Genomic DNA, 25,679 nt, shown 5'->3' on the forward strand with positions numbered 1-25,679 from the left:
CAGGGCGTTGACGCAACACGGGGAAACCGGTTCGAGGACAGATGCCTTCCGACGACAATTCCGAGCCGCAACCTGCGGCCCAGCTCACCCTGGCCGGCATGCGGCTCGGCCTGCGCCGCGTCTCCGTGCTGATGCCGGGCGTTGTCGTCTTCGCCGTCGCCTTCGGCGCTGCCGCCTCGGCCAAGGGGCTCAGCCTGTTCGAGGCGGTGCTGATGAGCGCGCTGGTCTATGCCGGCGTCTCGCAGCTCGTGGCGATGGAGCTCTGGCGGCCAGAATGGACCTGGGGCGCGATCGTCGCACTCGCCTTCGTGACCGCGACGGTCAACGCCCGCACCATCCTGCAGGCGGCGTCGCTGCAACCCTGGTTCTCGCGCTATCCCTGGTTCGTGACAGCCTTCCAGCTCTCCTTCTTCACCGATGCGAACTGGCTGGTCGGCACGCGCTATCATAGCGAGGGCGGACGTGACGTCGGTGTCGTGCTTGGCGCCGGCCTTGCGCTTTGGGTCCTCTGGGTCGCCATGACGGTCCCTGGCTACCTGCTCGGCACGCTCGTCGCCGATCCCCGCAAATACGGGATCGACATGGTGATGCCGATCTTTTTCGCGGCGATGATTGTGCCGCTCTGGCGTGGCAAGCGCGCGATGCTGCCCTGGATCATCGCCGGCATCGTCGCGCTGGTCACTGCGCGGCTGGTCGACGGCTATGCCTTCATCATCGTCGGCGCGCTCTCCGGCGCCGTGGCGGGAGCCTTGCTCGATGACCCTGCCTGAACCCGGAAACTGGGGCCCCTATCTCGCCATCCTCGGCATGGCGCTGGCGACCTATCTCTGCCGCATCTCCGGCGTCGTCCTGATGAGCTTCATACCGCTGACGCCACGGGTGCGGCGCGGGCTTGCCGCCCTGCCGGGCTCGATCGTGGTCGCGACCGTCCTGCCGCTGATCGAGCGGCTCGGCCTTGCCGCCGGACTCGCTTTGCTGGCGGCGATCGCCAGCATGGTGATCAGGCGCAGCGAATTGCTGGCGCTCGTGACAGGCATGGTGGTCGTCTCGCTGATGCGGGCAGCGGGCTTTTGAGGCCTGGGCGCGATCGCGCAGGCCTGTGAGCGAAGCTGCGCCTGCCGCCGCGATCCATCACCGGCTACGATCGCATCCATCACAGCAATCGTTCGTCGGCATGCGGCCGACATGTTGACGTCGTCCTGCCTGCGGCAGACGGTGCCGGCCAGAAACTCTCACCGATCGGAGCGCATGATGGCCTGGTATTCGCAGACATGGACCTGGTTCGACGGTGAGTGGCGCGAGGGGAACCCCGGCATCATGGGCCCGCGCACCCATGCCGCCTGGCAGGCCTCCCAAGTCTTCGACGGTGCCCGCCATTTCGACGGCGTCTCGCCCGATCTCGACCGGCATGCTGCGCGCGTGAATCGCTCCGCTCTCGCGCTCGGCCTGAAGCCGACCATGTCGGCCGAGGAGATCGTCGCCAAGGCCGCCGAGGGTGTGAAGAAATTCACCGGCGGTACCGCGCTCTACATCAAGCCGATGTACTGGGCCGAGGCCGACGGCCCGTCGACCATCATCGGCGACCCCGAGTCGACCCAGTTCGCGCTCTGCCTGTTCGAGGCGCAGATGGGCGATCCCGGCAAGGGCTTCTCGGTGACCAAGGGCGCGTTCCGCCGCCCGACCCTGGAGAACGCGCCGACCGACGCCAAGGCCGGCTGCCTCTATCCCAACAATGCCCGCGTCCTGCGCGAGGCAAAGGGCAGGGGCTTCGACAATGCGCTGGTACTCGACATGCTCGGTAATGTCGCCGAGACCGGCACCTCCAACATCTTCCTTGCCAAGGACGGCGTGGTGAAGACACCGGCCCCGAACGGCACCTTCCTCAACGGCATCACCCGCCAGCGCACCATCGGCCTCTTGCGCCAGGCCGGCGTCACCGTCGAGGAGACGACGCTGCGCTATGAGGATTTCGAGCAGTCCGACGAGATCTTCTCGACCGGCAACTACTCGAAGGTGATCCCGATCTACAAGATCGACGATCGCCAGCTCCAACCCGGCCCGATGTTCCGCAAGGCCCGCGAGCTCTACATGGACTTCGCTCACAGCAAGGGCGCCTGAGGCCAGATGGCCCGGCTTGCCACCCGCCTGACCGAGCGCCTGGGGATCGAGCACCCGATCCTGTCGGCGCCGATGGCTCTGGCGGGCGGCGGGGCACTGGCCGCCGCCGTGACCCGCGCCGGCGGCCTCGGCCTGATCGGCGGCGGCTATGGCGACAGCGGCTGGCTCACGACGCAATACGCCGCTGCCGGCAACACCCGCACCGGCTGCGGCTTCATCACTTGGTCGCTGGCGAAGCAGCCGCATCTCCTCGGCGAGGTGCTGGCGCATCGGCCGGCGGCGTTGATGCTCTCCTTCGGCGATCCCACGCCTTTCGCCGGCGAGGTTGCTGCGGCCGGTGTACCGCTGATCTGCCAGTGCCAGAGCCTGGCCCATGTTCGCACTGCACTCGAGGCGGGCGCGGCGATCATCGTCGCACAGGGCGCCGAGGCCGGCGGCCATGGCCATCGCCGCGGCACCTTGCCGTTCGTGCCGGAGGTCGCCGACCTCTTGGCGCGTGAGAGCCCGGACACGCTGCTGCTCGCGGCCGGCGGCATCGCCGATGGACGTGGCCTTGCCGCGGCGCTGATGCTCGGCGCCGACGGCGTGCTGGTCGGCACCCGCTTCTGGGCGAGCCGCGAGGCGCTGGTCCACCCCAACCATCACGCGGCGGCGCTGGCGGCGACAGGCGACCAGACGGTGCGGTCGGCGCTGCCCGACATCGCCCGCCGGCTCGACTGGCCGAAGCCCTTCGATATCCGCGTCAGCGACAACGCCTTCATCGCGACATGGCGCGGGCGCGAGGCCGATCTGCGCGCTGCGATCGAAGCGGAGGCGCCGGCCTATCGCGAGGCCTTCATGGCCGGCGATCCCGACAAGGCGGCAGTGGTCTTCGGCGAGGCTGCCGGGCTGATCTCGGACATCCCGTCGGCGGGCGAGATCGTCGCGCGCATGATCGACGAGGCGGCCGGCCAACTGAAAGCTGGCGCGAGACTGATCGCAGGCTGAATTAGCGCAGCAGTCGCCACAGCCCGGCCGACCTCAGGCCACCGAGCGCCACCACGCCATAGATGCCGGTAGCCACCAGGCTGAGGATGGCGAGGGCAATCAGCCGCGGTTCGTAAGGGAACCGGATCAGCAGCCCATAAAGCGGTTCGGCCAGCAAACGGGCGACCAGCGCGGCAAAGCCGGCAGCGACGCCGACGATCACGATCAGCAGCGGCAAAGCGCGATCGGGATTGGTCCAGCCGCGCTTCAGCGCGAGGCCATAGAGCGCGCCGAGATTGATCCAGGCGCCGACGGCGGTAGAGAGGGCGAGGCCGGGCGCGCCATGGCTCCTCCAGAGCAGCAGCTTCAGCCCGACATTGGCGGCGATGGCCGCGAGCGAGACCAGCATCGGCGTCGTCGTGTCGCCGCGTGCCTGGAAGCTCGAGACCTGCGCGCGGATCAGCACGATCGCCGGCAGGCCGATGGCATAGGCGAACAGCACGGCGCCCGCCGCCTGCGTCGCCGCATCGTCGAAACGGCCGCGCTCGAACAGCGCCGCGACGATCAGCTCGGGAATGGCGAGGAAGGCGGCGGCGAAGGGGGCTGCGGCGACGAGGGTGAGCGCGATCGCGCGGTTCTGCGCCGCCTCCGCTTTGGCTTCGTTGCCGTTGGCGATGGCGCGGCTCATCGTCGGCAGCAGCACGGTGCCGACGCCGATCGCGATCACGCCGAGCGGCAATTGATAGAGGCGCTCGGCATAGTACAGCGCCGAATAGGCGCCGGCCGGCAGCAGCGACGCGATGATCGTGTCGGCGAAGAGGGCGATCTGCACGCCGGCCGAGCCGATCACCGCCGGTCCGAAGGCCTTGAAGAAGCCCCTGACCTCACCATCGAGGCGCGGCCGGGTCAGCGCCGCCGAGACACCTGCCTGCCGCGCCGCGATCCAGAGCAGCAGCCATTCCAGCACGCCGGCGACGGCGACGCCCCAGGCGGCGGCATGGGCCGCGCTCGGGAACAGGAAGGCGACGAAGAGCGCCCCGATCAGGCAGATATTCAGCAGGATCGGCGCGGCCGCCGCCGCCGCGAAGCGATCGACGGCGTTGAGATTGGCCGAGAGCAGCGTCACCAGCGTGACGAAGAGAAGGTAGGGGAAGGTGATCCGCGTCAGCGTCACCGCAAGGTCGAAGCGCACGGGATCGCCAGCGAAGCCAGGCGCCAGCAGCCGGACCAGCTCCGGCATGAACGGGATGGCGAGCCCCGCCAGGACGATCTGGACGATGAGGTTGAGCGAGAAGACGCGGTTCGAGAATTGTGCCGCGGCGGCTTCGCCAGACTGCTCGCGGATGCGGCTATAGGCCGGGATGTAGGCCTGGTTGAAGGCGCCTTCGCCGAAAATGGCGCGGAAATGATTCGGCAGGCGCAAGGCCACCGAGAAGGCGTCCATCAGCCCGCTCACGCCGAGCGTCGCCGCGAGCACGGTGTCGCGGAGGAAACCGGACAGCCGCGAGAGCAGCGTGAAGCCGCTGACGGAGAGGATCTTTCTCAGCATCGCGCCACTCGGGCCCGCCACGGTCGGCAGTCCCCTTTGCAGGTAGCCGCATAGCTGCGTCGCGGGAGATGGTCCAGCACCGGGCTCGCTATGGCGCCTACCCGATCCCGGGCGGCAGCACATTGCCGCGCGGATGGGCGTTGTCGTGCTTGTCGAATCCGACCCGCTCGCCGACCAGATAGAGCGGCCGGCGCTTCACCTCGGCGAAGATGCGCCCGACATATTCGCCGATCATCCCGAGCGAGATCAGCTGGATGCCGGAGAAGAACATGATCGAGACGATCAGCGAGGGAAAGCCCGGCAGGTCGGTACCGAAGAGCAGCGTCCGGACCATGAAATACAGGCCGGTCAGGGTCGCGACGATAGCGATCAGCACGCCGAGCCAGGTCGCAATCTTCAGCGGCACGGTCGAGAATGAGGAGATTCCATCGAAGGCGAAGCTGAACAGCTTGCGGAAGCGGAACTTGCTCTCGCCGTGGGCACGGTCGGCGACCGCGAAGGGCACGCCGGTCGCCGGGAAGCCGACCCAGGCATAGAGGCCCTTCGAGAAGCGCGCCCGTTCGGGCAGAGCCCGCAGCGCCTCGACCACGCGCCGGTCGAGCAGTCGGAAGTCGCCGGCCCCTTCCGGCAATTCGGTCTCGCCGAAGCTGGCGAAGAGCTTGTAGAAGGCCTTGGCGAAATTGCGCTTCAGCGGGCTCTCGCCTTCGCGGTCGGTGCGCTGGCCGTAGACATTGAGGAAACCCTCGCGCCATTTCGCCAGGAAGGCGGGGATCACCTCCGGCGGATGCTGCAGGTCGGCATCCATGATCACCACGGCGTCGCCATTGGCATGGTCGAGCCCGGCGGCGATCGCGACCTCCTTGCCGAAATTGCGGCTGAAGGAGATGGCATGGATCCGGCTGTCCTGCGCGTTGAGGGCCCGTAGCGCCGCCAGCGTGCCGTCGCGGCTGCCATCGTCGACGCAGACGATCTCCCAGGCGGCGGCGTGGGCGTCGAGGATCGGCTCGAGCCGTGCGATCAGCGGCGCGAGATTGTCGGCCTCGTTGTAGACCGGCACCACGATCGAGAGCTCCGGCCGCGGAGCGAGGGCCGGCATCGTGGTGGAGGCGGAGCTGGGCGCAATCGCGGACAAGGCTTTCAGGACCTTCGTTGCTCGGCTAGGGCTGTGGAACCAACCGCAGGCTCCATATACCAGCGCTGATGAATAGGGGGTAACAGCCGGCATGACCCGCAGCTTCGTGCTCTGCGCCGATGATTTCGCCATGACCGAGGGCGTCAGCCGCTCGATCCTGGAGCTGCTCGCCGCCGGCAGGCTCTCGGCCACCGGGGCTATGACCAACCGGCCGCACTGGCCGCGCCTCGCCGGCGAGCTTGCAGCCTTCTCCGGCCGAGCCGATCTCGGCCTTCACCTCAACCTGACCTGCGCTGCCCCGCTCTCGGCCATGCCGACTGTCGCGCCATCGGGCACCCTGCCGAGGCTCGGCGGGCTCGCGCCGCTGGCGCTGCGCTCCGGCGCGGCGCGTGCCGAGATTGCGGCCGAGATCGCCCGCCAGCTCGACGCCTTCGAGCAGCATCTCGGCCGGGCGCCTGATTTCGTCGACGGCCACCAGCATGTCCATGTCCTGCCCGGTGTCCGCCATCAGGTGCTCGATGCGCTGGCGGCCCGCTATCCCGCCGGCTCGGTCTATCTGCGTGATCCCTCCGATTCGATCGCGGCGATCCGGGCCCGCGGCATCGCTGTCGGCAAGGCGCTGACCGTCGCCGGGCTCGCCATGGGACTGCGCCGGTCCGCAGTCCGACGTGGCATCCCGACCAATCGCGGCTTCTCCGGTTTCTCGCCTTTCGATCCCGAGCGCGATTTCGCTGACGATCTCGAGGCCTTCCTCGTTCAGCCGGGGCCGGCGCATCTGGTGATGTGCCATCCCGGCCATGTCGACGACGAGCTCGTCGCGCTCGACCCTGTCGTCGCGACGCGCCCGCTCGAGCATGCGGCGCTGATGGCGTTCGCGCCGCCGGGGCTGCGGATCGGTCGTTTCACCGACTCTGGCCGGCGTTGATCCTGTCGGGTCGCGTGCAGGATCGCCGCACGCAATCGAAAATTTACCCCATTCGTTCACCCTGCGGAGTGACGGTCCCGACAGCCTGGGGATGTCGGTGTCTGGAGTTCGCGGAAGATGAGCGTGATGGCCTGGTTTCAATCGCGGGCGCCGCGATCGCATGTGGCCGCGCCGCAGCTCGGCCAGGTCGAGAGGGTGATGCGCTCGCTCAGCAGCCAGATCGCCGGGGCTGCGGTCGCCATCGTCGCCGTCGCGATCGTCTTTGTCGTCATCGCTGCCTCCCGCTACAACGAAGCCAAGACGCGCGGCGATCTCGAGCAGAAGATGATGTCGCTGACAGCGATGATCGTCCATGCCTCTCCGCCGCTGATCCTGGCGCGCGACACCGTCACCTTGACCTACATCCTGGAATCGCTGAAGCGCGATCCCGATTTCGACGCGGGTTTCGTCGCCGATGACCTCGTCGCGCTCGCCTCTGCTGGCCGCAATGACGAGGCGCGGCTGTCGCTGACTCCGAACAAGCTCGGCCGGGAGCTCGGGCGCGAAGCCTGGGACCTGCTCGCCGAGAAGGACACCCTGCGGCTCGAGGACAAGACCTATGTGACGCAGCTGCTCTCGGTGAAGGTCGGCGGCTTCAAGAAGCAGATCGGCTACGTTGCCTTGCGCTTCGACAAGACCCGGCTCGTCGCCCGCTCGGCCTGGGAGCAGTTCCTGACGATCGGGATCGGCATCGCCCTGCTCGTCGTGCTCGGGCCGCTGCTCTGGATCTCGCTGTCGCGGACCATGCGGCCGCTGAAGAGCATGACCCGCGCGATCGTCGGCATCTCCGACGGCAAGCTCGACACGCCGATCGACGCGGTTGGCCGCCAGGACGAGATCGGGGCGATCGCCAGGGCGCTCGGCGTGCTCAAGCTGCGCCTCGCCGAGCGGGCGAGCCTGCAGCAGCAGCAATTGACGACCGAGGCGGATCGCCATCGCCACCAGAAGCATGTCGAGGAGGCCATCGCATTGTTCCGCGGCGAGGTCGGGGTCGCGCTCGAGGCCTTCAAGAGCAATGCCGACCGGATGGGCGAGGCTTCGGACGGCCTGGCGCGGGTCGCGGCGGAGTCGTCTGAGCGCGCCGCTCGCGCCGCCCAGAATTCGCACGGCGCGTCGGCCAATGTCGAGAACGCCGCCCAGGCGGCCGAGGAAATGGGCGCAGCGATCCGCGAGGTCGAGTTCCAGATCCGCCGCGTCCGCACCGAGATCGTCGAGGCGGCCTCCGCCTCCCGCGACACGGCGGGCTCGGTCCAGGCGCTGGACGAGACGGCGCGGGCGATCGGCGAAGTCGTCAACCTCATCCGCGATATCGCCGCACAGACCAATCTCCTGGCGCTCAATGCGACGATCGAGGCGGCGCGCGCCGGCGAGGCTGGTCGCGGCTTCGCGGTGGTCGCGGCAGAGGTTAAGAGCCTGGCCTCCCAGACCGCCGACGCCACCGACCGGATCGTTAGCCAGGTCGGGGCGATCCAGGGCGCGACCACCGAGGTCGTCGACGCGATCCAGAATATCGCCACCCGCATGGGCGCGATCGAGAGCTTCGCCAATTCGGTCGCGACCTCGATCGAGCAGCAGGCGATCGCCACCGGCGAGATCGCCAGCGGTGTCGCGATGGCGAGCACCTCGGCCCTCTCCGTGTCGAGTGATCTCAGCGTGCTGGCCGACAGCGTCGAGGAGACCGGCCGGTCTGCCGAGCAGGTCCGCCAGGCCGCCGGCGAGGTCTCGGCCCAGGCGATGCGGCTCGATTCGACAGTCGACCAGTTCCTCAAGCGCGTCGCAGCTTGAGCGTTGGCCAAACGAAACGGGGCCCCACAGGGCCCCGTCCGTCTTCATTGATCGAATGTGACGATCAGGCCTTGGCGCCGTCATAGAGCTCGGCGACGTAGTCCCAGTTCACCAGGCTCTCCAGGAAAGCCTTGAGATAGTCGGGGCGGCGATTGCGGTAGTCGATGTAGTAGGAGTGCTCCCAGACGTCGACGCCGAGGATCGGCGTGCCGCCATGGACCAGCGGGCTCTCGCCGTTCGGAGTCTTGCTGACGGCGAGCTTGCCGCCCTTGACCTCGAGCCAGGCCCAGCCCGAGCCGAACTGGCCGACGCCGGCGGCGACGAAGTCTTCCTTGAACTTGTCGACCGAGCCGAAGGAATCGGTGATCGCCTTCTCAAGCGCACCCGGCAGCTTGCCGCCACCATTGGGCTTCATCCACTTCCAGAAATGGAGGTGGTTGTAGTGCTGGCCGGCATTGTTGAACACGGCCGGGTTCTTGCCATAGGAGCCCTTGACGATCTCCTCGAGCGACTTGCCCTCGAATTCGGTGCCCTTGATCGCGTTGTTGCCGTTGTTGACGTAGGCGAGGTGGTGCTTGTCGTGGTGGTACTCCAGCGTCTCCTTCGACATAAAGGGCTGGAGGGCGTCATGCGCATAGGGAAGATCGGGCAGGGTAAAGGACATGGGGCCTCTCCTTGGGCTGTCGAAATCGCGACGTGAGAATGGCTGCAATGACGCAACGCATGGGCAATGTACGCCCGGCGGAACACCCCGCCATTCGCCTGTTAGTTAAGCCGCCCGGTTCGCAGCGGCAACCGCCAGAGCCCGAGAATTCCGGCACAGCCGGCCTGCGTTCCGTTGGAAGGGCCGGTGCAGGCCGTTTGGTTGGCAATACCGGATGGTATCGATAGGTTAACCGCCGAGGCGGCAAGCTGTCGCAGCTCGTCTCGCCCCAAAGGAGCAAGCGTTGGTCAGGCTTTTCGTGGTTCTCGGGTTCGCCCTGCTGGCGGGCGGTGCCTATGCCATCGTCGATGGTTGGCCATATCGCGTCCTGGAGCGTGGCTTCACTGAGGTCATCCTCGGAGGACTGTCGATGGTCGCCGGCTTGATCCTGCTCGCGCTCGCGGCGGTTCTCGCCGAGGTCCGCCGTCTCAAGGGGCTGGTCAGCGGCGCCATGGCAGCGGTGGCACTGTCCGAGCCGCGTGTCGTCGAGCATCCGGTGCCGGCTACCGCGCCTTCGCCTCCGGAGCCCGTGCTCGAGAAGGCGCCGGCGTCCGACGCCGGGTCTGTCGGCATCGCGGCCACGCTGGCGGCTGGAGCTGGTGCTGCTGCAGTGGTCGGTGCACTGGCCAGCCTCGGCAAGGCTGAGGATAAGCCTGACGAGAAGCAGGCAGTCGAGGCGGCGGACGAAGCCGACAAGGCAGAGGGCGACGAAGGGGCCCGTTCCGATCGCGCCGAACTGCCCTCGACTGTTGTCGCCGAACCATCCCAGGCGCCCGTCGCCACGGCCGGCGACATCGATGACTGGCTGCTACCTCCGGTCTCGCCGGTGCTCGATATCGCCCCCGCGGGTGTTCGCCCGGACGAGCGAGACGAGAGCAGTGAGGCGAACGGGAAGGCCGAGGACGCGCAGGACAAGCCGAAGCACCTGGACACCGCCGATATCGACGAGGCCTCGCACCCGACTGACGAGAAAGTCGATGGCATCGCCGAACCTGACGCCGCGGTGGATGAGCCCGAAGCCGGGCAGGACGAGCATGAGCGCGACGATGCCTCCAAGCTGCAGGCCGTGCCTGCGACGAGCTCTGAGGAGCAGCTGTGGTGGCCGCGCATCGATCACTCCGCGCGGTCGGAACCGTCTTCATCTGTCGACGACGAATTCAACGCGCTGCGCGATCAGCTCGCCGGGGTTGTCAATGCGCCGGAGGTCGAGCCGCCGCGGCGCGACCGTGATAACGTCGATACAGCCGAGAGCTGGATAGCGCCGCGGCCCTGGCCGCCGGTGACGCAGCCGCGCGATCCCGGTGCCCTGAGCGAGGTCGAGGCCGAGGCTGCCGACAAGGTGCCGCCGGAGGAGGTGAAGGTCGAGCCCGCTCCCCTGGTGAACGAGCCTTCGCTACCCGAACCAGATTCGGAGCTGGCCGCCGAGCCGGCCTTCGCAACGGTGGACGAGTCGCCTGTCGAGAAAGCCGAGCCATCAGCAGCCGATGCCAAGGCAGCAGAAGCCCAGGTAGCCGAAGCCAAGCCGGACGACGCCAAGCCGAACGAAGAGCCTGCGGCGTCCAACGAGGGCGTGATCGGTGCCTATCAGGTCGGCGAGACGCAGTTCACCATGTTCGCCGACGGCTCGATCCATGCCCGCACGCCGGATGGCGACTATGTCTTTGCCTCGATGGACGAGTTGAAGACCTATCTCGCCAGCGAGAAGGACAAGCTCGGCGCCTAGAGCACTGGACCGAAAAGTGGAATCCACGTTTCGGTCCAATCTGATGCTCAGACAAGGAGCCGGATCGCCACTTTGCGTCCGATCGCACGCATCGCGATCTAGCTGACGCCCTCCGCCTCATCGGTCTTGCTCCAGCCGCCACCTGCCGCCGTGATGGCGAAGGCATAGGCAAGGGCGGTCTCCTTCAGCGAGTCGAAGCGCCCGGCCGCCCCGGCATGGCCAGCGTCCATATTGGTGTGCAGCATGATCGGGCCGCCGCCGGTCATGGTGGCGCGCAGGCGCGCCACCCATTTCGCCGGCTCCCAATAGGTCACGCGCGGATCGGCGAGACCGCCCGTCGCCAGGATCGGCGGATAGGCCTGCGCCTTGACATTGTCATAGGGCGAATAGCCCAGGATCGTCCGGAAGGCGGCGAGGTCCCGGATCGGGTCGCCCCATTCCGGCCATTCCATCGGGGTCAGCGGCAAGCTCTCGTCGAGGATGGTGTTGAGCACGTCGACGAACGGCACCTCGGCGATGATGCCGGCGAACAGCTCCGGCGCGAGATTGGCGACTGCGCCCATCAGCATGCCACCGGCGCTGCCGCCCTCGGCGATGATGCGGCCGCGGCTGGTGAAGCCCTCGGCTGCGAGCATTTCGCCAGCAGCGATGAAGTCTGTGAAGCTGTTGGGCTTGTTTTGGCGCTTGCCGTCGAGATACCAGCCCCAGCCCTTGTCGGTGCCGCCGCGGATATGGGCGATCGCATAGACAAAGCCGCGGTCGACCAGGCTGAGGGGCCGGGTCCGGAACGAGGCCGACATCGCCGCGCCATAGGAGCCGTAGCCGTAGAGCAGACAGGGCGCCGAGCCGTCCAGCGTCAGGTCGCGCCGATGCAGCACGGAGACCGGCACCCTGGCGCCGTCCTTGGCCGTCGCGAAGATGCGGCGCACGACATAGGCCTCGGCATCGTGGCCGGACGGCACCTCCTGGCGCTTCACCAGAGTGCGCTCGCCGGTTGCGAGGTCGTAGTCATAGGTCTCGGCCGGCCGTGCCATCGAGGCGTAGATGAAGCGCAAGGTGTTGGTGTCGAACTCGTAGCCGGCATCGACGCCGAGCCCATAGGCCTCCTCGTCGAAGGCGATGCTGCTTTCCGTTCCGCTCTTAAGGTCGCGGATGACGATGCGCGGCAGGCCCTCCTCGCGCTCCAGGCGGATCAGCCGGCCGGCGAGGCAGATATGGCTGAGGATGAGCCGGCCGCGCTTGTGCGGCACGAGATCGACCCAGTTGGACGGCGAAGGATCGCTGAGCGGCGCACGCACGATCTTGAAGTCTTCGGCGCCGTCGGCATTGGTCTGGATCAGCAACTCGTCGCCGTGATGCTCGACGCTATACTGGCGTCCCGCCAGTCGCGGGGCGACCAGCCTGGGCTTGCTCGCCTTGTCGGCAAGGTCGACCAGGCTCACCTCCGAGGTCTCGTGGTCGCTGCTGGAGATCAGCAGGAAGCGCCGCGACTGGGTCTGGTCGATATCGGCGAACAGGCCGGGATCGGTCTCCTCATAGAGCAGTTCGTCTTCGCTCTGCGGCGTGCCGAGCCGATGGCGCAACACACGTGTCGGGCGGTGGTCGTCATCGAGCGCGACATAGGCGAAGGCGCTGGAATCGGCCGCCCAGATCATCTCGCCGGAGGTATCGGCGATCGCGTCCGGCAGGTCCTTGCCGGTGGCGAGATCACGAACCCGGATCAGGAACAGTTCCGAACCGGCTTCGTCGGCGCTCCAAGCCAGCAGGCGATGGTCCGGGCTGTGCTCGGCGTCGCCGAGATCGAAGAACTCCTTGCCCTCGGCCAGCGCGTCAGCGTCGAGCATGACCTGTTCACGGCCGGGCTTGCCGCCTTCGTTCGCCTGTGGTTTGCGACAGATCAGCGGGTGCTCGCCGCCACGCCGATAGCGGCTGTAATAGAGGAACGGTCCGTCCGGCTGTGGCGGCTCGCTGTCGTCCTCCTTGATGCGCCCGCGCATCTCCTTGATCAATTCGCGCTGGAGTGCCTTCGTCGGCGCCATCAGTGTATCGCACCAGGCGTTCTCCGCTTCGATATGCTTGCGGATCTCGGCTGGCAGCGTATCGGGGTCGCGCAGCACATCGCGCCAGTTCTCGGCGCGCAGCCAGGCATAATCGTCGTTCAAGGTGACGCCATGGACGACGCGGCTCTGGGGGCGGACCGCGGCAATCGGCGGCGAGGCGACCTTGCCCTGGCTAGTCATGCTTGGTCTCCGGACTCGGTTTGATCATTTCCAAGGAGCGATCCATATAGGGATCGCTCTATCTCTGCGGTTGACGACAGGTAGAGGTGGGGGTGGACACTGACAAGGACAACCTTTTGGCGCAAATGCTGCAGCGCAAAGCGTCATGGTTACGATCTGCGCTTACAAAATAAGCAATAATATGTCTCAACGAATGTATTCGAATCCTTGTCAGGCCACTTGCGATATTGAACTGCATGGCTTAGACGAGTGCCGCTGGTCCGTTTTGCATGATTCTATTCCGGCGGAAATTCGACCGTTCGTCGGCGGCGATCAGGGAGGGCGCTTGCGCCTGGAAACAGAGCTGGGCGCAGTCACCGCTATGACCGGTCAATAAAACAATGGAGCAACGCCATCATGGCTGACCAAGACGGTTCCGATTTCATCGAGCTCACGGCAGATATCGTTTCCGCCTACGTGTCGAACAATTCTGTCCCGGCATCGGACTTGCCGTCGCTGATCAGCGACGTCCACGCCGCCCTCAATCGTGTTGTCGGCGGTGCCGCCCCGATTGTTCCGGTCGAGGCGCCGAAGCCTGCCATCGCGGTGAAGAAGTCGATCACGGCCGACTATCTGATCTGCCTGGAGGACGGAAAGAAGTTCAAGTCGCTCAAGCGTCATCTGCGCACGCAGTACAACATGTCGCCCGAGCAGTATCGCGAGAAGTGGGGCTTGCCGCCCGATTATCCGATGGTCGCGCCGAACTATGCCGAGGCGCGCTCGCAGCTTGCCAAGAAGATGGGTCTGGGCCAGCAGCGCCGCAAGCGCCGCTGAGGCACAGCAGACCAAGCTGCCTCATCGCTGAGGTCGTGAAGAAGCCGCCGGATTACCCGGCGGCTTTTTCTTTTGGGAGTTTGTGACCTGCGAGCCGGGCCGTCTCCGACCCAAAAATGTCAGGAGCCTGTCGGGATGGTCGACTTCGTGCTTGTGGTGAAGAATTATAGGAATATATACCTGTAAGCGTCGCAGTTGAATTCGGGGAGGCGATACCCGCAATGGAACATATCATGAACATTGTGATTGCCAAGCGGCCAGACATGATGCGGTGGAGCGCACCGGCGAGGTTGGTCGAAGCCGCCGTCTGCGGCGCGATGGGCCTGCCCGCCGGGGCGCTGCGGACCGGGCGCGGCCAGCGCCGGATCTCTTTCGCCCGCCAGCTCGCGATGTATCTGACCCATGTCGGCTTCGGTCTGACCTTGACGCAGGTCGGCGCCTGCTTCGAGCGTGACCGTACCACCGTGCGCCATGCCTGCGCCCTGGTGGAGGACCGGCGTGATCAGCCGGCCTTCGACCTCGCGGTATCAGCGCTCGAGACCGGTCTGGCGCACCTCGCCTTCGGCCTGCAGCTGGGTTTCGCCTCGGAGGCTGCATGATGAGCGCTGACGATCGCAACCAGTCGCCATCCCGCCTGCTGCGGCATCTGAGCGAGCCCGGCGCCTATGGCGTCGACTCCCCGCTCGGCTGTGGCCGGATCGCGCTCTACCGCCGCGGCGCCGGCGGAACGACGCTCGGGGCCGGCTATGTCGAGGCCGCCGAGGCGCAGGCCCTGGTCGCGGCCGGCTTCGCCGGCTGGGTCACGGAAGCGGGCAAGCGGCGGTTGCGCCTTGCCGGCACGGAGCCCGATAGGCCGCGCGCGACCACGACGGTGATGGTGGACGGGGAAGCGCAGCAGGTCGTGCTGGACGAGCGCGAGAGCCCGCTGCTCTGGCTTCATCGCCGTCCCGGCAAGGATGGGGCGCCGCAGATCTCGGCAGCGGAGTTTGCGGCCGGCGAGCGCTTCCGTGCCGATCTGACCCTGGCGCAGATGCTGCCGCGGGTGACGGTCAACTGGGATGCGGCCCTTGCCGCCGGCACCCATGCCCCGGCGCGCGGGCCGGCCGACGCCTCCGATTCCAGTTTGGCGGCGCGCCAGCGCGTGCGCCTCGCCTGCAAGCGCCTCGGCCCCGAATTGTCGGGCCTGGCGATCGATGTCTGCGGTTTCCTCAAGGGGCTCGACCAGGTCGAGCGCGAGCGCAAATGGCCGGCGCGCTCTGCCAAGGTCGTACTCCGGCTGGCGCTGTCGGCGCTGGTCGAGCACTACGGGCTCGGCGCAAAGCAGGAACGACCGGCGAGCCATGCTCGGCGCGCGCCCGATGCGCGCCCGGTGATCCAGGCTCCGCCGGAACGCCGCGACTAAGAGCCTCTAACAAAACCTGGACCTATCTGGATGGGTCTTGGAGGAGCCGAATGCCAGGAGGAGCGCGCAGCCGATATCCTTCGATATCGGCAAGTCGATCCGACGCCGCAGGCGGCCCTCCAAGGCTCACCTTCGGCGCCGGGAATTCGCCCGCCCGCGGCGTCGCATCGCTTGCCGATACCAACGGTATCGGCTGCGCACCGCTCCTGGCGGATCGGACGAATTGCCGGCGTCCAGATAGGTCCAGGTTTTGTTAGAGGCTCTAAGCGAGCGCCGCGCGGGCGTCGTTCTTGATCCGCTCCATCATGGCGCGCACGCCGTTCGAGCGCTGCGGCGTCAAATGGGCAGCAAGGCCGAGGCGCTCATAGATCGCGAAGGCGTCGGTCGTCAGGATTTCCTGTGCCGTCTGGCCGGAATGGATGGCGATGGCGAGCGCGACCAGCCCCCGCACGATATGGGCGTCGCTGTCACCACGGAACGAGAGGCGCGTCGCCGCGCCGGGGCCGCCCTCGCTCTTGGTCTCGAGCCAGACCTGGCTGGCGCAGCCGCGCACCTTGTTGGCATCGTTGTGCGCTTCGTCGGGCAGGGGGGCGAGCGTGCGCCCGAGCTCGATCAGGTAGCGATAGCGATCGTCCCACTCGTCGAGCAGCTCGAAATTGGCGACGATCTCGTCGAGGCTCTCGCTCATGAATTCCGCTGTCGGCCTCCGGCTCACCCGCCGGCCCTGGGGCGGGGATGGCGAAGCTCTTCGGCCTGCCGCGCGGCGAGGTCAAGCCTTAGCGGTGTCGCGGCGACGTTTCGCTGCTGCGGGTCGCGGCGCTTGCGGCCAGGGCAAGCACCCGGGCCCGGGTCTCCGGCTCCAGTCCAGCCAGGACTTCCGCGGCTTCGCGTATGCTGGCAGCGCCTTGCAGTGCCGCCTTGGGATCGATCTTGGCGAGGATGGCGATCGCCGCCTTCGCATCGACCATGAGCGCATCGGGCTCGCTCTTCGTGCCGTACACGGGCGAGTTCAGCGCGATCACGCCGACGATCGCCATGCTGCGCAGAAGATAAGCCATCTTGGTCCCCATCCGGTTCCGGGCTCCCCAGCCCTCGGATGAGCGAACCATAGCGCCGGGGTCGAAAGATCAGGTGTCGGCGACAGCATCGATTTGAATCAAAGGCAGGGTATCGTCTTCAGCTTCCATTCACCTTGCCGCGAACAACAGCTTAGCCTCGGCAAGTGTGTGGCGACCTGTGCAATTTGTTGAAAAACAAAAGCTATTTCTGCCTTTGCCATAGAAGCGCCAGGTTTCCGGCTCCGTCGCTTTAAGCCCCGCTTAAACGGGAGCCGCGAGGATCGGCTCAACACGGCGAGGCGAAAGCGCCGACGACCGGCAGAGGTGCGCGTTTGCGGTTTTCCAGTTTGATGACGGCGGTGAGGGCGCAGGTCGCGGCGATGGTCCATCCATCGGCGCTGGCCGATTCGCTCGAGCGCATGCGTCATGAGCGCTTCATGCTGAGCAGGCTGGCCGCTTCGGTCGCGGCGCTCAGCCTGATGCCGGCCTATATCGCCTGGCGCGGCCGCATCGGCGCGCTCGAACTGCTCGTGCTCGTTGCCATGGCGATGCCGCTGCTGGCCGTGTTCCTCCTCTCTCGCACTGGCCGGCTCGATCTCGCGCATTGCCTGTCCGGCGCCGCCCTGACCTTGCTGGTCACCACGCTCGCCTGCCTGACCGGGGGCGCTGCCTCGCCGCTGCTGCTCTGGCTGGCCGCGGTCCCCGCCGAAGCGATGTTCTTCGGCTCCCGGCCCTATGTGGCGCGCGCCAGTGCGCTCGCGGTGATCGGTCTTGGCGTCGTCGTCGCCTTGCAGGGAACCGGGATGCTCGCGGAGCCGGCATCCTGGACCTGGCAGGCGATGCCCGTCTTCGCCGCCGTCGCGATCCTGCACGCGGCGCTGATCACGGTCGGTTTCCTCTATCGCCGCGACGACGAATTGCGTGAGCACCGGGCTTCCGATGCGCGGGCTCGGCTGATGCTCGAGCATGTCGGCGATCTCGTCACCTGGCATGATGCGGCCGGCGCCGTCGTCTTCGCCAACGAGGCTGCCCGCAACCTGACCGGAGCCGAGCCCGCGGGACTCTTCGGCCGCGGCCTGTTCGAGCGCGTCCACATTGCCGACAGGCCGCTTTTCCTGAAGGCGCTGAGCGATGCCGCTCATGGCAGTGGCCGGGCCAGCGCCTGCTTCCGTGTCCTCTTCGTCCCGGCGGGAGCCGATGGGCGCGCCAATGCGAGCCCGGTCGTCCGCTGGCTCGACCTCAGCGCCCGGCGCATCGAGCAGTCCGGCCCGCATGGCGCCGCCGCCGTCGTCTGCGTCAGCCGCGACGTCACCGACCGGCATGCGATCGACGAGGAGCGCGAGCGCAATCGCGTCGAAGCGGTCAAGTCGAGCGACGTCAAGGGCCAGTTCCTGGCGACGGTCAGCCATGAGCTGCGCACCCCGCTCAACGCCATCATCGGCTTTTCGGAGATGCTGAGCGGCGATCTCGCGGTTTCGTTCAGCCAGGCGCAGCGTCAGGAATACGCCAGGATCATCCATGATTCCGGGCAGCACTTGCTCGATGTGGTCAATACGCTGCTCGACGTCTCGAAGATCGAGAGCGGCGCGATGACGATCGAGCAGGATGCGCTCGATATGGCCGAGCTCGCCGAGGATTGCTGCAACGTCGTCGCGCTCAAGGCCGGCAGCGGCACGGTCGCGCTCGAACGCGTCGTTGGTCCGGACCTGCCGCAGCTGCTTGGCGACCGGCGCGCACTCAAGCAGGTGATGCTCAACCTGCTCTCGAACGCGATCAAGTTCACGCCGCCCGGTGGACGCGTCACGCTCGCTCTGGTGCGCGATGGTGGCATGATCGACCTCTCGGTTTCCGATACGGGCATCGGCATCGCCGCCACCGACCTGCCGCGGCTGGGTGATCCCTTCTTCCAGGCCAAATCGTCCTACGACCGCGCTCATGACGGCACCGGCCTCGGCCTCTCGGTGGTGCGCGGCCTTGTCGGCCTGCATGGCGGCACGCTCACCATCGAGAGCGCGCCGGGCATCGGCACCCGCGTCGGCGTGCGCCTGCCGATCGGCGGCGTCGCCGCCGCGAGCGAGCCGGCCCGCATCGCGACCTTCGCCCGCGCCCCGCGCCGCGGCCTCGACACCAAGCAACCCGTTCGTCTGACCGCCTGACCCGAGAGCTCAAGACCCATGTCAGCCACGCTTGCCGCCCGTGCCCGCTCCGATGCGACGCTGTCGATGCCTGTTCGCCGCCCGGCCGGCCGACGCGCCGCGCCGTCGATGCCGGCGCGGCTGCTGCGCTGGTTCGTCCGCCGTCCGGGCCGGGGCTTCATCGTGCTGCTGTTCGCGGCGGCGTCGGTGCTGATCGTCCTGAACGCGGTGTTGTTCCAGAAGGGCCGCCATCCCGCCCCGATGCTGTCGCCGCCTTCGCAATCGGCCGCGCGACCGGCAGAACAGCGCCGCGTCGAGACGCCGGTCGTCGCCGAGCCCGCACCCGCTCCGCAGGCGGTGATGCCGCCGGCGCGGCCCGGCACCCTGGCACCGGCCGCTCGTGACGCGGCGCCGCGCCCACCGGCACCGGTTGCGCCCGCCCAGCAGCGTCAGGCCCAGGCGGCGCCAGCCCCGGCACGTCCGGCTCCCGCTGCCCAGCCGGCGGCACGCGATCCGATCGCGGACCTGATCAACGGCGGTGACATCCGCCCGCCGGCAGACATCAAGGGCCAGCGGCGCTAGAGCATTTCCGAGCGAAGTGGCGGCCGGTTCGCGTGAAGAAAATGCGACAGAACAAGAAGACTGAGAATGTCCGCGCTTCGGAGAAGCGCGGACATTCTCAGTCCCGCGAGGGCCGGCCTTGCCACGCCTGACCAGCGATTTCTGGGTCTCGGCCTATCTGCGCCAGGCTGCGCATGACGGGCTCGTCGCGGTGCTGCGCCGACGCGGCGCGCGCGAAGCCGGCGCGATCTTCGTCAAGCTCGACCGATTGGACGGTACCGCGGCGCTCTATGGCCCGGCGCCGCAGGCGCTGGCGGACGAGGCCGGCGCGCGGCGCTTCCAGCTCGTGCTCGATGCCGATCCGCTTGCGATCGAGGATCGTGTCGAGCGCGAGGTCCGCTTCGACAGCGATCTCTGGCTGGTCGAGATCGAGAGCCGCGCTGGCGATGCGCGCCTCGACATCGTCGAAAGCTAGCGCTCAGTCAGCGCTGCCGCCGAGCCTGCGCCTGACCTCCTGAACGATGCCGCGAACCGGCGCCCGCTCGGCGCCAGGACGGGCCGAGGTGCCGCTGGGATCCATGGCTGGCTGCAAGACGCCGGAGCGGGCACTGCGCGGCGCGATCCCGCCGATCTGCTGGGCGAGCCGGCGAGCCACCGCCGGCTGCAGCGCCCGCATCAGCTCGACCAGCGCGAAGATGCGCTCGACCGAGCGGGCAGCATCGTCGCCGAGGCCGATCAGGAAGCGCGTTGCATCCTCAGGGGCTGCTCCGCAGCCGATCAGCGCCAAGGCCGCAAGCTGACGGGACGCATCGTTCGCCATCGCCGTCGCGAAGCGCGCATCGCCGCCGAAGGCGTCCGCCAGCGCAGTGAAGGCGTTGTGTCGGTCGGAGAGCGCCGTCGCGATCAGAGCGGAGAGCTGCTCGCCGGGGAGCATCGCCGGGCGTGGCGAAGGCGCCAGAGCCTCGTGGGCCGTGACGGCGTCGATCATGGCGAGACGCTTTTCCAGGCTCGCCTGCAGGAAGAGCGGCGTCAGCTCCGACGCGGGCAGATCCGCCCGTGCCAACAAGGCAGCGCCGAGAGCCGGCGTGCCCACCGCGCGCGGCAGCAGCAGGTCGAGCGCGGCATGGGGCAGCGATGTAGCCCCGTTCGCGACCAGTGCCGCATCGATCTCCGCGCTGTCGCAGCCGGCGAGTGCGATGCTGGCGCTATTGGTCAGGTCGCGCCGGCCGGCGAGGGCGGTCCTGGCCTCGTCATCGCCTTCGTCCGCGATCTCCTCGATCTCGGTCGTGCTGAGCGGCATGTCATGCTTGATCAGCGCGGCCAGCACCTCGCCTCCGCGGTCGCGCAAGGCAGCGAGCACCTCGCGCGGTGCATGCGGCCAGCTCGCGAGCTTGCGGGCGAGGATCGTCGCCGTCGCCTCGTCGACCACGGGAATCAGGGCCTTGGCCATGGCGCGGAAGGCGTCCATGTCCTCCGGAGAGGGGCTGGGCGTCGCCAGGAGCAGATCGGTCTTCACCCGCAGCGCGACCTGGCGCAGGTCGAGGCCGCCATCGCTGGCCAGCCTGGCGAGTTCGGCAAGGTCTGTGGCGATGCGGGACGGCATGGGCGATTCTCGTCGGCGAACTGCACTTTTGCGAAACTTATCCCCGATGCGTTAGCACGGCGTTAACCATGATGGCGCTTGATGATCTTGAGGATGGCTGGCGCGGTTTGTGCCAGCGGCTATCCGGCTTCCGCGTTATCGGCGAATTGGGCGCAGGCGCCAGCAAGGGAGGCGCATCATGGCAGACGTCATTCCTTTCGCGCCGCGCAGGCGCTCAGCCAGCCAGGGGACCGCAGCGGCGGGCCCGTTCGGCCAGATCCTGTTCTTCACCGGCGTGCGCTACGAGCGCCAGCACGAGCCGGCCACGAGCAAGCCGCCCCGGCGCCCGCGCCCTGCCGGCCGCGGTGAGCGCGAGACACGGCGCAGGCGTCCCGGGTGAAGGCTTTCGGATCACGATGATCTTGGATCGATCCAAAATCATCGCGATCCTCGTTTGAGAGTTCGAGTGGGATTCATGCGAAAAACCGGTTCCCACTTTTTCGTATCCCACTCGGTCGTCACGGCGGCGTTGTCCTGCCTTCTGCTCGCCGGCTGCTCGACCACGGGCGATCTCGGCCGGCCCCGCCCCAACATCCTCGCCGACAAGATCGCGCCGGCGATCGGCGACTGGAGTGCGCGCTTTCGCGGCGAGGCCTCATCCTGGTTCCACCTGACGGACGACGAGGAGCAGTTGCGGGCTCGCGCCTGGCGGCTCGTCCTGCCCGCGCATGAGCGCAGCCATTTCGACCGGGAGGTCTCGAAGCTTGCCCATGCCCGCATCCTGCCCGTCGAGGCGCAATCGAACGATGTCTCCGCTTATCACCGCGCTTTGACCTCGGGCTCCTTCGCCTCGCAGGCCTCGCGCTACAATCGCCTGGGCGAGGACGCCAATGGCGACCGGCTGCTGCTCGGCCAGTTCCGCGCCAACGCCTTGCGCGTCATCAATGCCGACCGCGCACGCCTGCGCGTCCTCGACGCTTCGCAGCAGGTGTCGCCCGAACAGCGCGATTCGGCCGCCCAGCGCGTCGCCGAGAACGAAGGGCTGATGCTCTGGGTTTGCGAGCGGGCGCGCTTCAGGCTGAAGAGCTATCGCTTCTCGCTCGACAATCTGGTTGTCGAAATGCCTTCGCGCGAGGCAATCCGGGCCGAGCGCGCCATCATGGGCATGGAGAGCGAGCTCGGCCCCGCCTGCAACCTGCCGCTGATCGGCGTCTTCGGCGGCAAGGGCGAGGGCGCGCCGCCGCGCGCTCCCGTCGTCTACAAGGGCTAGTGGCCGGTCGCCGGAGGCCTGCCCTTCGATTGGTCGAAGGCCTCGTCGTCCCGTGTTGCGAAAAATGGTTCCCATCTCCCGCACATTGGGTCTAGCCTGCCGATCATGAGCCGGCGATCGGTGGGGGATCGCATGTCAGTGACGCAAATCAGGTTCGCAGCTTCGGCCGCAGCGGAAGCGCCCTCCGATCCACCCGTCGATCATGGCCATCGCCATGAGGCCGGTGTCATCGCGTCGAGCGTCTACGCCCATGGCGTGCGCGTCGCCGACATTCCGGTCGAGGAAGCCGGAGAATGGTCCCGCAAGGACGGCCATGTCGTCTGGATCGGGCTGTTCGAGCCGGAGGCTGCACTGCTCAAATGCGTGCAGCAGCAGTTCAACCTGCATCCGCTCGCTGTCGAGGACGCGACCAACGCCCATCAGCGGCCGAAGCTCGAGCAATATGGCGACGCGCTCTTCGTCGTCGCCCGCACCGCCCAGATGGTCGACAAGCGCATCGCCTTCGGCGAGACGCACATCTTCATCGGCCGTGGCTATATCGTCAGCGTCCGGCACGGCGCCTCGACCTCGTACACGTCGGTCCGGCAGCATTGGGAGACCTGCCCGACCTCGCTGGCCAAGGGCGAGGACTTCATCCTCTACGCCATCCTCGATTTCATCGTCGACAATTACATGCCGGTGCTCGAGGCGATCCATGACGAGGTCGAGGAGATCGAGGACAAGATCCTCGCCAGGCCGATGGCGCGCAGCGACATCGAGCGGCTCTACATGCTCAGGCGCGACCTCTTGCGCCTGCGCAACGCGGTCGGCCCGCTCGTCGACGTCTGCCAGCGCCTGACCAATGGCAGCGTGCTGCAGGTTCGCCCGACGCTGGCGCCGATGTTCCGCGACGTGACCGACCATGTCCGCACCGTGCAGGAGAAGATCGACAGCCTGCGCGAGGTGCTCGCCTTCGCCTTCGAGGCGAGCCTGCTCGTCGGCCAGAGCCAGGAGAATTCCATCACCAAGCGGCTCGCCTCCTGGGCGGCCATTCTCGCGGTGCCGACGGCGGTCGCCGGCATCTACGGCATGAACTTCAAGAACATGCCGGAACTGGAGATGCATTACGGCTACTACATCGTCCTCGGCTTCATCGTCACTGCCTGCCTGACGCTCTTCTGGCGCTTCAAGCGCAATGGCTGGCTTTGATGGCGGCGATATCGCGCCCTTTCGATGGTCCGGCCAGACGACGCGCCGAGATGCGCGTCATTGACATCGGATACTGCAAGTTGAACCTTCTGGTTGTGATCGGCCGGCTACGCCGATAGGCGCGCCGGCGGGCACTGCATTGCTGACCTTGGCATGAGGGAGCGAGACAATGGCAGCCGCGGCGGAAACCAAGAAACGGCCACCGATCACCATGTACGTGCTGATCGGCATGATCCTCGGCGTCATCGTCGGCTATATGTGCAACACGAACTACCCTGACCCGAAGGTCGCCGGGCAGATCGCCGACAACATCAACATCATCACCACCGTGTTCCTGCGGCTGATCAAGATGATCATCGGCCCGCTGGTGCTCACGACCCTGATCGTCGGCATCGCCCATATGGGCGACACCTCCTCGATCGGCCGTGTCGGCATCAAGGCGCTGGGCTGGTTCATGGTCGCCTCGCTGATCTCGCTGGCGCTTGGGCTCATCCTGGCGAACCTTCTCCAGCCCGGTCACAATATCGGCCTGCCGCTGCCGGATGTCGGCGCTGCGACCAATCTCAAGACCTCCTCCTTCACGCTGAAGGATTTCATCACCCATCTGGTGCCGAAATCGGTCGCCGAGGCGCTCGCCACCAACGAGATCCTGCAGATCGTGGTGTTCTCGCTCTTCGCCGGCGTCGCGCTCGCCTCGATGGGCGAGACCGGCAAGGCCCTGACCGAGATGATCGATCAGATGGCCCATCTGATGCTGAAGATCACCGGCATGGTGATGTATTTCGCGCCGATCGCGGTGTTCGCCGCCGTCGCTTCGACCATCACCACCCAGGGGCTCAGCATCCTCGTCACCTTCGCCAAGTTCATGGGCTCGTTCTATCTCGGCCTGTTCGTGCTCTGGGGGCTGATGATCCTCGTCGGCTTCCTGATCCTGGGGCCGAGCGTTGCCAGGCTCGTCAGCCTGGTCAAGGAGCCGTTCCTGATCTCCTTCTCGACGGCGAGCTCGGAGGCGGCCTATCCGAAGATGCTGGAGGCGCTCGACCGCTTCGGCGTCAGCCGCAAGATCTCCAGCTTCATGCTGCCGATGGGCTATTCCTTCAACCTCGACGGCAGCATGATGTACTGCACCTTCGCCGTGCTGTTCATCGCCCAGGCCTACGGCATCGAATTGTCCTGGGGCACGCAGATCTCGATGATGCTGCTGCTCATGCTGACCTCGAAGGGCATGGCCGGCGTGCCGCGCGCCTCGCTGGTCGTCATCGCCGCGATCTTGAACCAGTACAACATCCCCGAAGCCGGGCTGCTGCTGATCATGGGCGTCGACCAGTTTCTCGACATGGGGCGCTCCGCCACCAACGCCGTCGGCAATTCGATCGCCGTGGCGAGCGTCGCCAAATGGGAGGGGCAGCTCGGCGAGCCGGTCGACGATCCGGCTGCCGCCGGAGCTTCGGCCGCTCTTGCCGGGCAGGCTGCCTGATCCGGAAGCCGCTCATCCCGGGGATTACGGGGCGGCCATGGCGGCCGCCCGAAAGGAGCGACGATGCGACGGCTCTTTGTCGGCCTGATCGCCGTGTTCGGGTGCCTCGTCGGGGCTGCGGCCTCGGCGCAGACCCAGTCGAATGCGCTCACCGGTACGCTGAAGAAGGCGCGCGATGCCGGGGCGGTGACCATCGGCTATCGCGAGGCCTCGTTCCCCTTCTCCTATCTCGACGCCAGGCGCGAGCCGATCGGCTATTCGATCGATCTCTGCCGGCTGATCGTCGATGCGATGAGCGACGAGCTCGGCCGCGAACTTCAGCTGAAATGGGTTCCGGTGACCTCGGCCTCGCGCTTCGACGCGCTCACCAAAGGCGAGATCGACCTCGAATGTGGTTCGACCACGCAGAATCGCGAGCGGCAGGCGATCGCAGCCTTCTCGCCGGTGACCTTCGTTGCCGGCACCAAGCTCATGGTCCGCAAGGATGCCGGCATCCGCTCCTTCCGCGATCTCAACGGGAAGACCGTGGTCGTGACCGCCGGCACCACCAATGAGAAGGCGATGAACGATCTTCAGGCGCGCTTCAAGACCGGCGCCACGATCGTCACCACGCCGGACCATGATCAGTCCTTCGCGCAGTTCATGGCCGGCAAGGCCGATGCCTATGCCGGCGACGACATCCTGCTCTACGGCATGATCGCGCGCGCCAAGGCCGAGGACAAGGTGATGGTCGTCGGCGATTTCCTCTCCTACGACCCCTACGGCATCATGTTCCGTCGCGACGATCCGGCGATGGCGGCCCTGGTCGACAGGATGTTCCGCAGCATCGCCGAAAGCCGCGAGCTCGAGCACAGCTATAATCGCTGGTTCATGCACAAGCTGCCGGGCGGCGAGCGCCTGCGCCTGCCGATGAGCGCGCAGCTCGAATCGCTCTTTGGAACGCTGAGCGCGAAGCCGGACTGAGCAATTCCAGCAAAAGTGCGTAGCGGTTTTGCGTCCGGAATTGCGTGAAA

The 25,679-nt window shown here is 67.1% G+C and carries 25 protein-coding genes; 18 read left to right on the forward strand and 7 right to left on the reverse strand.

The features are described from left to right. The first annotated feature begins 41 nt into the window (after positions 1–41). The 4 genes from AC1DS0_RS09710 to AC1DS0_RS09725 all read left to right on the forward strand — a co-directional run bounded on the left by AC1DS0_RS09710 (position 42) and on the right by AC1DS0_RS09725 (position 3,105). Positions 42–770 (forward strand): AzlC family ABC transporter permease, encoded by a 729-nt coding sequence (locus tag AC1DS0_RS09710; protein ID WP_476814145.1) that lies wholly within the window; start codon positions 42–44, stop codon positions 768–770. After that, a complete protein-coding gene (locus AC1DS0_RS09715) occupies positions 757–1,074 on the forward strand; it encodes an AzlD family protein (RefSeq protein ID WP_476814146.1) in 318 nt (105 codons plus the stop codon). The genes AC1DS0_RS09710 and AC1DS0_RS09715 overlap by 14 nt, the downstream gene beginning before the upstream one ends. 177 nt (positions 1,075–1,251) lie before the next feature. Beyond that, the gene (locus AC1DS0_RS09720) at positions 1,252–2,118 is read left to right on the forward strand and encodes a branched-chain amino acid aminotransferase (RefSeq protein WP_476814147.1); all 867 of its coding nucleotides are present in this window, start codon (positions 1,252–1,254) and stop codon (positions 2,116–2,118) included. A gap of 6 nt (positions 2,119–2,124) precedes the next feature. After that, on the forward strand, positions 2,125–3,105 hold the full coding sequence (locus tag AC1DS0_RS09725) for an NAD(P)H-dependent flavin oxidoreductase (protein ID WP_476814148.1): 981 nt from the start codon (positions 2,125–2,127) through the stop codon (positions 3,103–3,105). A 1-nt stretch (position 3,106) separates the two neighbouring features. Here AC1DS0_RS09725 and murJ read toward each other — a convergent pair whose 3' ends face one another. After that, positions 3,107–4,633: a murein biosynthesis integral membrane protein MurJ gene (gene murJ, locus AC1DS0_RS09730; RefSeq protein WP_476814149.1), complete on the reverse strand. Its 1,527-nt coding sequence runs from the start codon at positions 4,631–4,633 to the stop codon at positions 3,107–3,109. 97 nt (positions 4,634–4,730) lie between these two features. Beyond that, entirely contained in the window at positions 4,731–5,729 is a 999-nt protein-coding gene (locus tag AC1DS0_RS09735; protein ID WP_476814441.1) for a glycosyltransferase family 2 protein, read from the reverse strand. 127 nt (positions 5,730–5,856) lie between these two features. On the opposite strand from AC1DS0_RS09735, the gene AC1DS0_RS09740 reads away from it, so the two are divergent. Together AC1DS0_RS09740 and AC1DS0_RS09745 are read left to right on the forward strand one after the other, a co-directional pair. Next, the gene (locus AC1DS0_RS09740; protein ID WP_152016961.1) at positions 5,857–6,690 is read left to right on the forward strand and encodes a ChbG/HpnK family deacetylase; all 834 of its coding nucleotides are present in this window, start codon (positions 5,857–5,859) and stop codon (positions 6,688–6,690) included. Positions 6,691–6,888: 198 nt separating this feature from the next. Further along, positions 6,889–8,514 (forward strand): methyl-accepting chemotaxis protein, encoded by a 1,626-nt coding sequence (locus AC1DS0_RS09745; RefSeq protein WP_476814150.1) that lies wholly within the window; start codon positions 6,889–6,891, stop codon positions 8,512–8,514. 64 nt (positions 8,515–8,578) lie between these two features. On the opposite strand, the gene AC1DS0_RS09750 is transcribed toward AC1DS0_RS09745, so the two are convergent. After that, positions 8,579–9,178, reverse strand: coding sequence for a superoxide dismutase (locus AC1DS0_RS09750; RefSeq protein ID WP_091831660.1), 600 nt, complete (start codon positions 9,176–9,178; stop codon positions 8,579–8,581). 283 nt (positions 9,179–9,461) lie between these two features. Here AC1DS0_RS09750 and AC1DS0_RS09755 point away from each other — a divergent pair, with 283 nt between their 5' ends. Continuing rightward, positions 9,462–10,940 (forward strand): hypothetical protein, encoded by a 1,479-nt coding sequence (locus AC1DS0_RS09755; RefSeq protein ID WP_476814151.1) that lies wholly within the window; start codon positions 9,462–9,464, stop codon positions 10,938–10,940. Positions 10,941–11,038: 98 nt separating this feature from the next. On the opposite strand, the gene AC1DS0_RS09760 is transcribed toward AC1DS0_RS09755, so the two are convergent. Further along, positions 11,039–13,180, reverse strand: coding sequence for a S9 family peptidase (locus tag AC1DS0_RS09760; RefSeq protein ID WP_476814152.1), 2,142 nt, complete (start codon positions 13,178–13,180; stop codon positions 11,039–11,041). Between the two features lie 396 nt (positions 13,181–13,576). Here AC1DS0_RS09760 and AC1DS0_RS09765 point away from each other — a divergent pair, with 396 nt between their 5' ends. From AC1DS0_RS09765 to AC1DS0_RS09775, 3 genes are all read left to right on the forward strand, one after another. Next, the gene (locus AC1DS0_RS09765; protein WP_091831652.1) at positions 13,577–13,993 is read left to right on the forward strand and encodes a Ros/MucR family transcriptional regulator; all 417 of its coding nucleotides are present in this window, start codon (positions 13,577–13,579) and stop codon (positions 13,991–13,993) included. Between the two features lie 233 nt (positions 13,994–14,226). Beyond that, positions 14,227–14,592 (forward strand): helix-turn-helix domain-containing protein, encoded by a 366-nt coding sequence (locus tag AC1DS0_RS09770; protein WP_476814153.1) that lies wholly within the window; start codon positions 14,227–14,229, stop codon positions 14,590–14,592. Further along, positions 14,592–15,395, forward strand: coding sequence for a DUF6456 domain-containing protein (locus tag AC1DS0_RS09775; RefSeq protein ID WP_476814154.1), 804 nt, complete (start codon positions 14,592–14,594; stop codon positions 15,393–15,395). The genes AC1DS0_RS09770 and AC1DS0_RS09775 overlap by 1 nt, the downstream gene beginning before the upstream one ends. Before the next feature lie 262 nt (positions 15,396–15,657). Here the strand turns inward: AC1DS0_RS09775 and AC1DS0_RS09780 are convergent, their stop codons facing one another. Both AC1DS0_RS09780 and AC1DS0_RS09785 read right to left on the reverse strand, forming a co-directional pair. Next, entirely contained in the window at positions 15,658–16,083 is a 426-nt protein-coding gene (locus AC1DS0_RS09780) for a SufE family protein (RefSeq protein WP_476814155.1), read from the reverse strand. Between the two features lie 88 nt (positions 16,084–16,171). After that, positions 16,172–16,453, reverse strand: coding sequence for a hypothetical protein (locus AC1DS0_RS09785; RefSeq protein ID WP_143079671.1), 282 nt, complete (start codon positions 16,451–16,453; stop codon positions 16,172–16,174). Between the two features lie 332 nt (positions 16,454–16,785). Here AC1DS0_RS09785 and AC1DS0_RS09790 point away from each other — a divergent pair, with 332 nt between their 5' ends. The 3 genes from AC1DS0_RS09790 (at position 16,786) to AC1DS0_RS09800 (ending at position 19,624) form a co-directional block, all read left to right on the forward strand. Then, entirely contained in the window at positions 16,786–18,609 is a 1,824-nt protein-coding gene (locus tag AC1DS0_RS09790; RefSeq protein ID WP_476814156.1) for a sensor histidine kinase, read from the forward strand. Between the two features lie 18 nt (positions 18,610–18,627). Continuing rightward, entirely contained in the window at positions 18,628–19,170 is a 543-nt protein-coding gene (locus AC1DS0_RS09795; RefSeq protein WP_476814157.1) for a hypothetical protein, read from the forward strand. 118 nt (positions 19,171–19,288) lie between these two features. After that, positions 19,289–19,624, forward strand: a complete 336-nt coding sequence (locus tag AC1DS0_RS09800; protein WP_476814158.1) for a DUF1491 family protein — start codon at positions 19,289–19,291, stop codon at positions 19,622–19,624. A gap of 3 nt (positions 19,625–19,627) precedes the next feature. Here AC1DS0_RS09800 and AC1DS0_RS09805 read toward each other — a convergent pair whose 3' ends face one another. After that, positions 19,628–20,752, reverse strand: a complete 1,125-nt coding sequence (locus AC1DS0_RS09805; RefSeq protein ID WP_476814159.1) for a hypothetical protein — start codon at positions 20,750–20,752, stop codon at positions 19,628–19,630. Positions 20,753–20,930: 178 nt separating this feature from the next. On the opposite strand from AC1DS0_RS09805, the gene AC1DS0_RS09810 reads away from it, so the two are divergent. From AC1DS0_RS09810 to AC1DS0_RS09830, 5 genes are all read left to right on the forward strand, one after another. Then, positions 20,931–21,131 carry a hypothetical protein gene (locus AC1DS0_RS09810; protein ID WP_152016973.1) on the forward strand — a complete coding sequence of 67 codons (201 nt, stop codon included), beginning with the start codon at positions 20,931–20,933 and terminating at the stop codon, positions 21,129–21,131. A gap of 75 nt (positions 21,132–21,206) precedes the next feature. Further along, complete coding sequence (locus tag AC1DS0_RS09815) at positions 21,207–22,001, forward strand: hypothetical protein (RefSeq protein ID WP_476814160.1); 795 nt, start codon at positions 21,207–21,209, stop codon at positions 21,999–22,001. Between the two features lie 132 nt (positions 22,002–22,133). Then, on the forward strand, positions 22,134–23,189 hold the full coding sequence (corA, locus tag AC1DS0_RS09820) for a magnesium/cobalt transporter CorA (RefSeq protein ID WP_476814161.1): 1,056 nt from the start codon (positions 22,134–22,136) through the stop codon (positions 23,187–23,189). 169 nt (positions 23,190–23,358) lie between these two features. Next, positions 23,359–24,666 (forward strand): dicarboxylate/amino acid:cation symporter, encoded by a 1,308-nt coding sequence (locus AC1DS0_RS09825; protein WP_476814162.1) that lies wholly within the window; start codon positions 23,359–23,361, stop codon positions 24,664–24,666. Between the two features lie 63 nt (positions 24,667–24,729). Further along, a complete protein-coding gene (locus AC1DS0_RS09830; RefSeq protein ID WP_476814163.1) occupies positions 24,730–25,629 on the forward strand; it encodes an amino acid ABC transporter substrate-binding protein in 900 nt (299 codons plus the stop codon). Positions 25,630–25,679 lie beyond the last annotated feature (50 nt).

Source organism: Allobosea sp. P4_H5 (genome assembly GCF_056400825.1).

Excerpts from the sequence above, each read along its gene's own strand:
- AC1DS0_RS09785 (WP_143079671.1), bottom strand. The coding sequence starts at position 16,453 with ATGGCTTATCTTCTGCGCAGCATGGCGATCGTCGGCGTGATCGCGCTG.
- AC1DS0_RS09815 (WP_476814160.1), top strand. The coding sequence starts at position 21,207 with ATGCGAAAAACCGGTTCCCACTTTTTCGTATCCCACTCGGTCGTCACG.
- AC1DS0_RS09745 (WP_476814150.1), top strand. The coding sequence starts at position 6,889 with ATGCGCTCGCTCAGCAGCCAGATCGCCGGGGCTGCGGTCGCCATCGTC.
- AC1DS0_RS09735 (WP_476814441.1), bottom strand. The coding sequence starts at position 5,729 with ATGCCGGCCCTCGCTCCGCGGCCGGAGCTCTCGATCGTGGTGCCGGTC.
- AC1DS0_RS09725 (WP_476814148.1), top strand. The coding sequence starts at position 2,125 with ATGGCCCGGCTTGCCACCCGCCTGACCGAGCGCCTGGGGATCGAGCAC.
- AC1DS0_RS09765 (WP_091831652.1), top strand. The coding sequence starts at position 13,577 with ATGGCTGACCAAGACGGTTCCGATTTCATCGAGCTCACGGCAGATATC.
- AC1DS0_RS09750 (WP_091831660.1), bottom strand. The coding sequence starts at position 9,178 with ATGTCCTTTACCCTGCCCGATCTTCCCTATGCGCATGACGCCCTCCAG.
- AC1DS0_RS09720 (WP_476814147.1), top strand. The coding sequence starts at position 1,252 with ATGGCCTGGTATTCGCAGACATGGACCTGGTTCGACGGTGAGTGGCGC.
- AC1DS0_RS09810 (WP_152016973.1), top strand. The coding sequence starts at position 20,931 with ATGGCAGACGTCATTCCTTTCGCGCCGCGCAGGCGCTCAGCCAGCCAG.
- AC1DS0_RS09760 (WP_476814152.1), bottom strand. The coding sequence starts at position 13,180 with ATGACTAGCCAGGGCAAGGTCGCCTCGCCGCCGATTGCCGCGGTCCGC.
- AC1DS0_RS09740 (WP_152016961.1), top strand. The coding sequence starts at position 5,857 with ATGACCCGCAGCTTCGTGCTCTGCGCCGATGATTTCGCCATGACCGAG.
- AC1DS0_RS09775 (WP_476814154.1), top strand. The coding sequence starts at position 14,592 with ATGAGCGCTGACGATCGCAACCAGTCGCCATCCCGCCTGCTGCGGCAT.
- murJ (WP_476814149.1), bottom strand. The coding sequence starts at position 4,633 with ATGCTGAGAAAGATCCTCTCCGTCAGCGGCTTCACGCTGCTCTCGCGG.
- AC1DS0_RS09710 (WP_476814145.1), top strand. The coding sequence starts at position 42 with ATGCCTTCCGACGACAATTCCGAGCCGCAACCTGCGGCCCAGCTCACC.
- AC1DS0_RS09825 (WP_476814162.1), top strand. The coding sequence starts at position 23,359 with ATGGCAGCCGCGGCGGAAACCAAGAAACGGCCACCGATCACCATGTAC.
- corA (WP_476814161.1), top strand. The coding sequence starts at position 22,134 with ATGTCAGTGACGCAAATCAGGTTCGCAGCTTCGGCCGCAGCGGAAGCG.
- AC1DS0_RS09795 (WP_476814157.1), top strand. The coding sequence starts at position 18,628 with ATGTCAGCCACGCTTGCCGCCCGTGCCCGCTCCGATGCGACGCTGTCG.
- AC1DS0_RS09770 (WP_476814153.1), top strand. The coding sequence starts at position 14,227 with ATGAACATTGTGATTGCCAAGCGGCCAGACATGATGCGGTGGAGCGCA.
- AC1DS0_RS09830 (WP_476814163.1), top strand. The coding sequence starts at position 24,730 with ATGCGACGGCTCTTTGTCGGCCTGATCGCCGTGTTCGGGTGCCTCGTC.
- AC1DS0_RS09805 (WP_476814159.1), bottom strand. The coding sequence starts at position 20,752 with ATGCCGTCCCGCATCGCCACAGACCTTGCCGAACTCGCCAGGCTGGCC.
- AC1DS0_RS09780 (WP_476814155.1), bottom strand. The coding sequence starts at position 16,083 with ATGAGCGAGAGCCTCGACGAGATCGTCGCCAATTTCGAGCTGCTCGAC.
- AC1DS0_RS09715 (WP_476814146.1), top strand. The coding sequence starts at position 757 with ATGACCCTGCCTGAACCCGGAAACTGGGGCCCCTATCTCGCCATCCTC.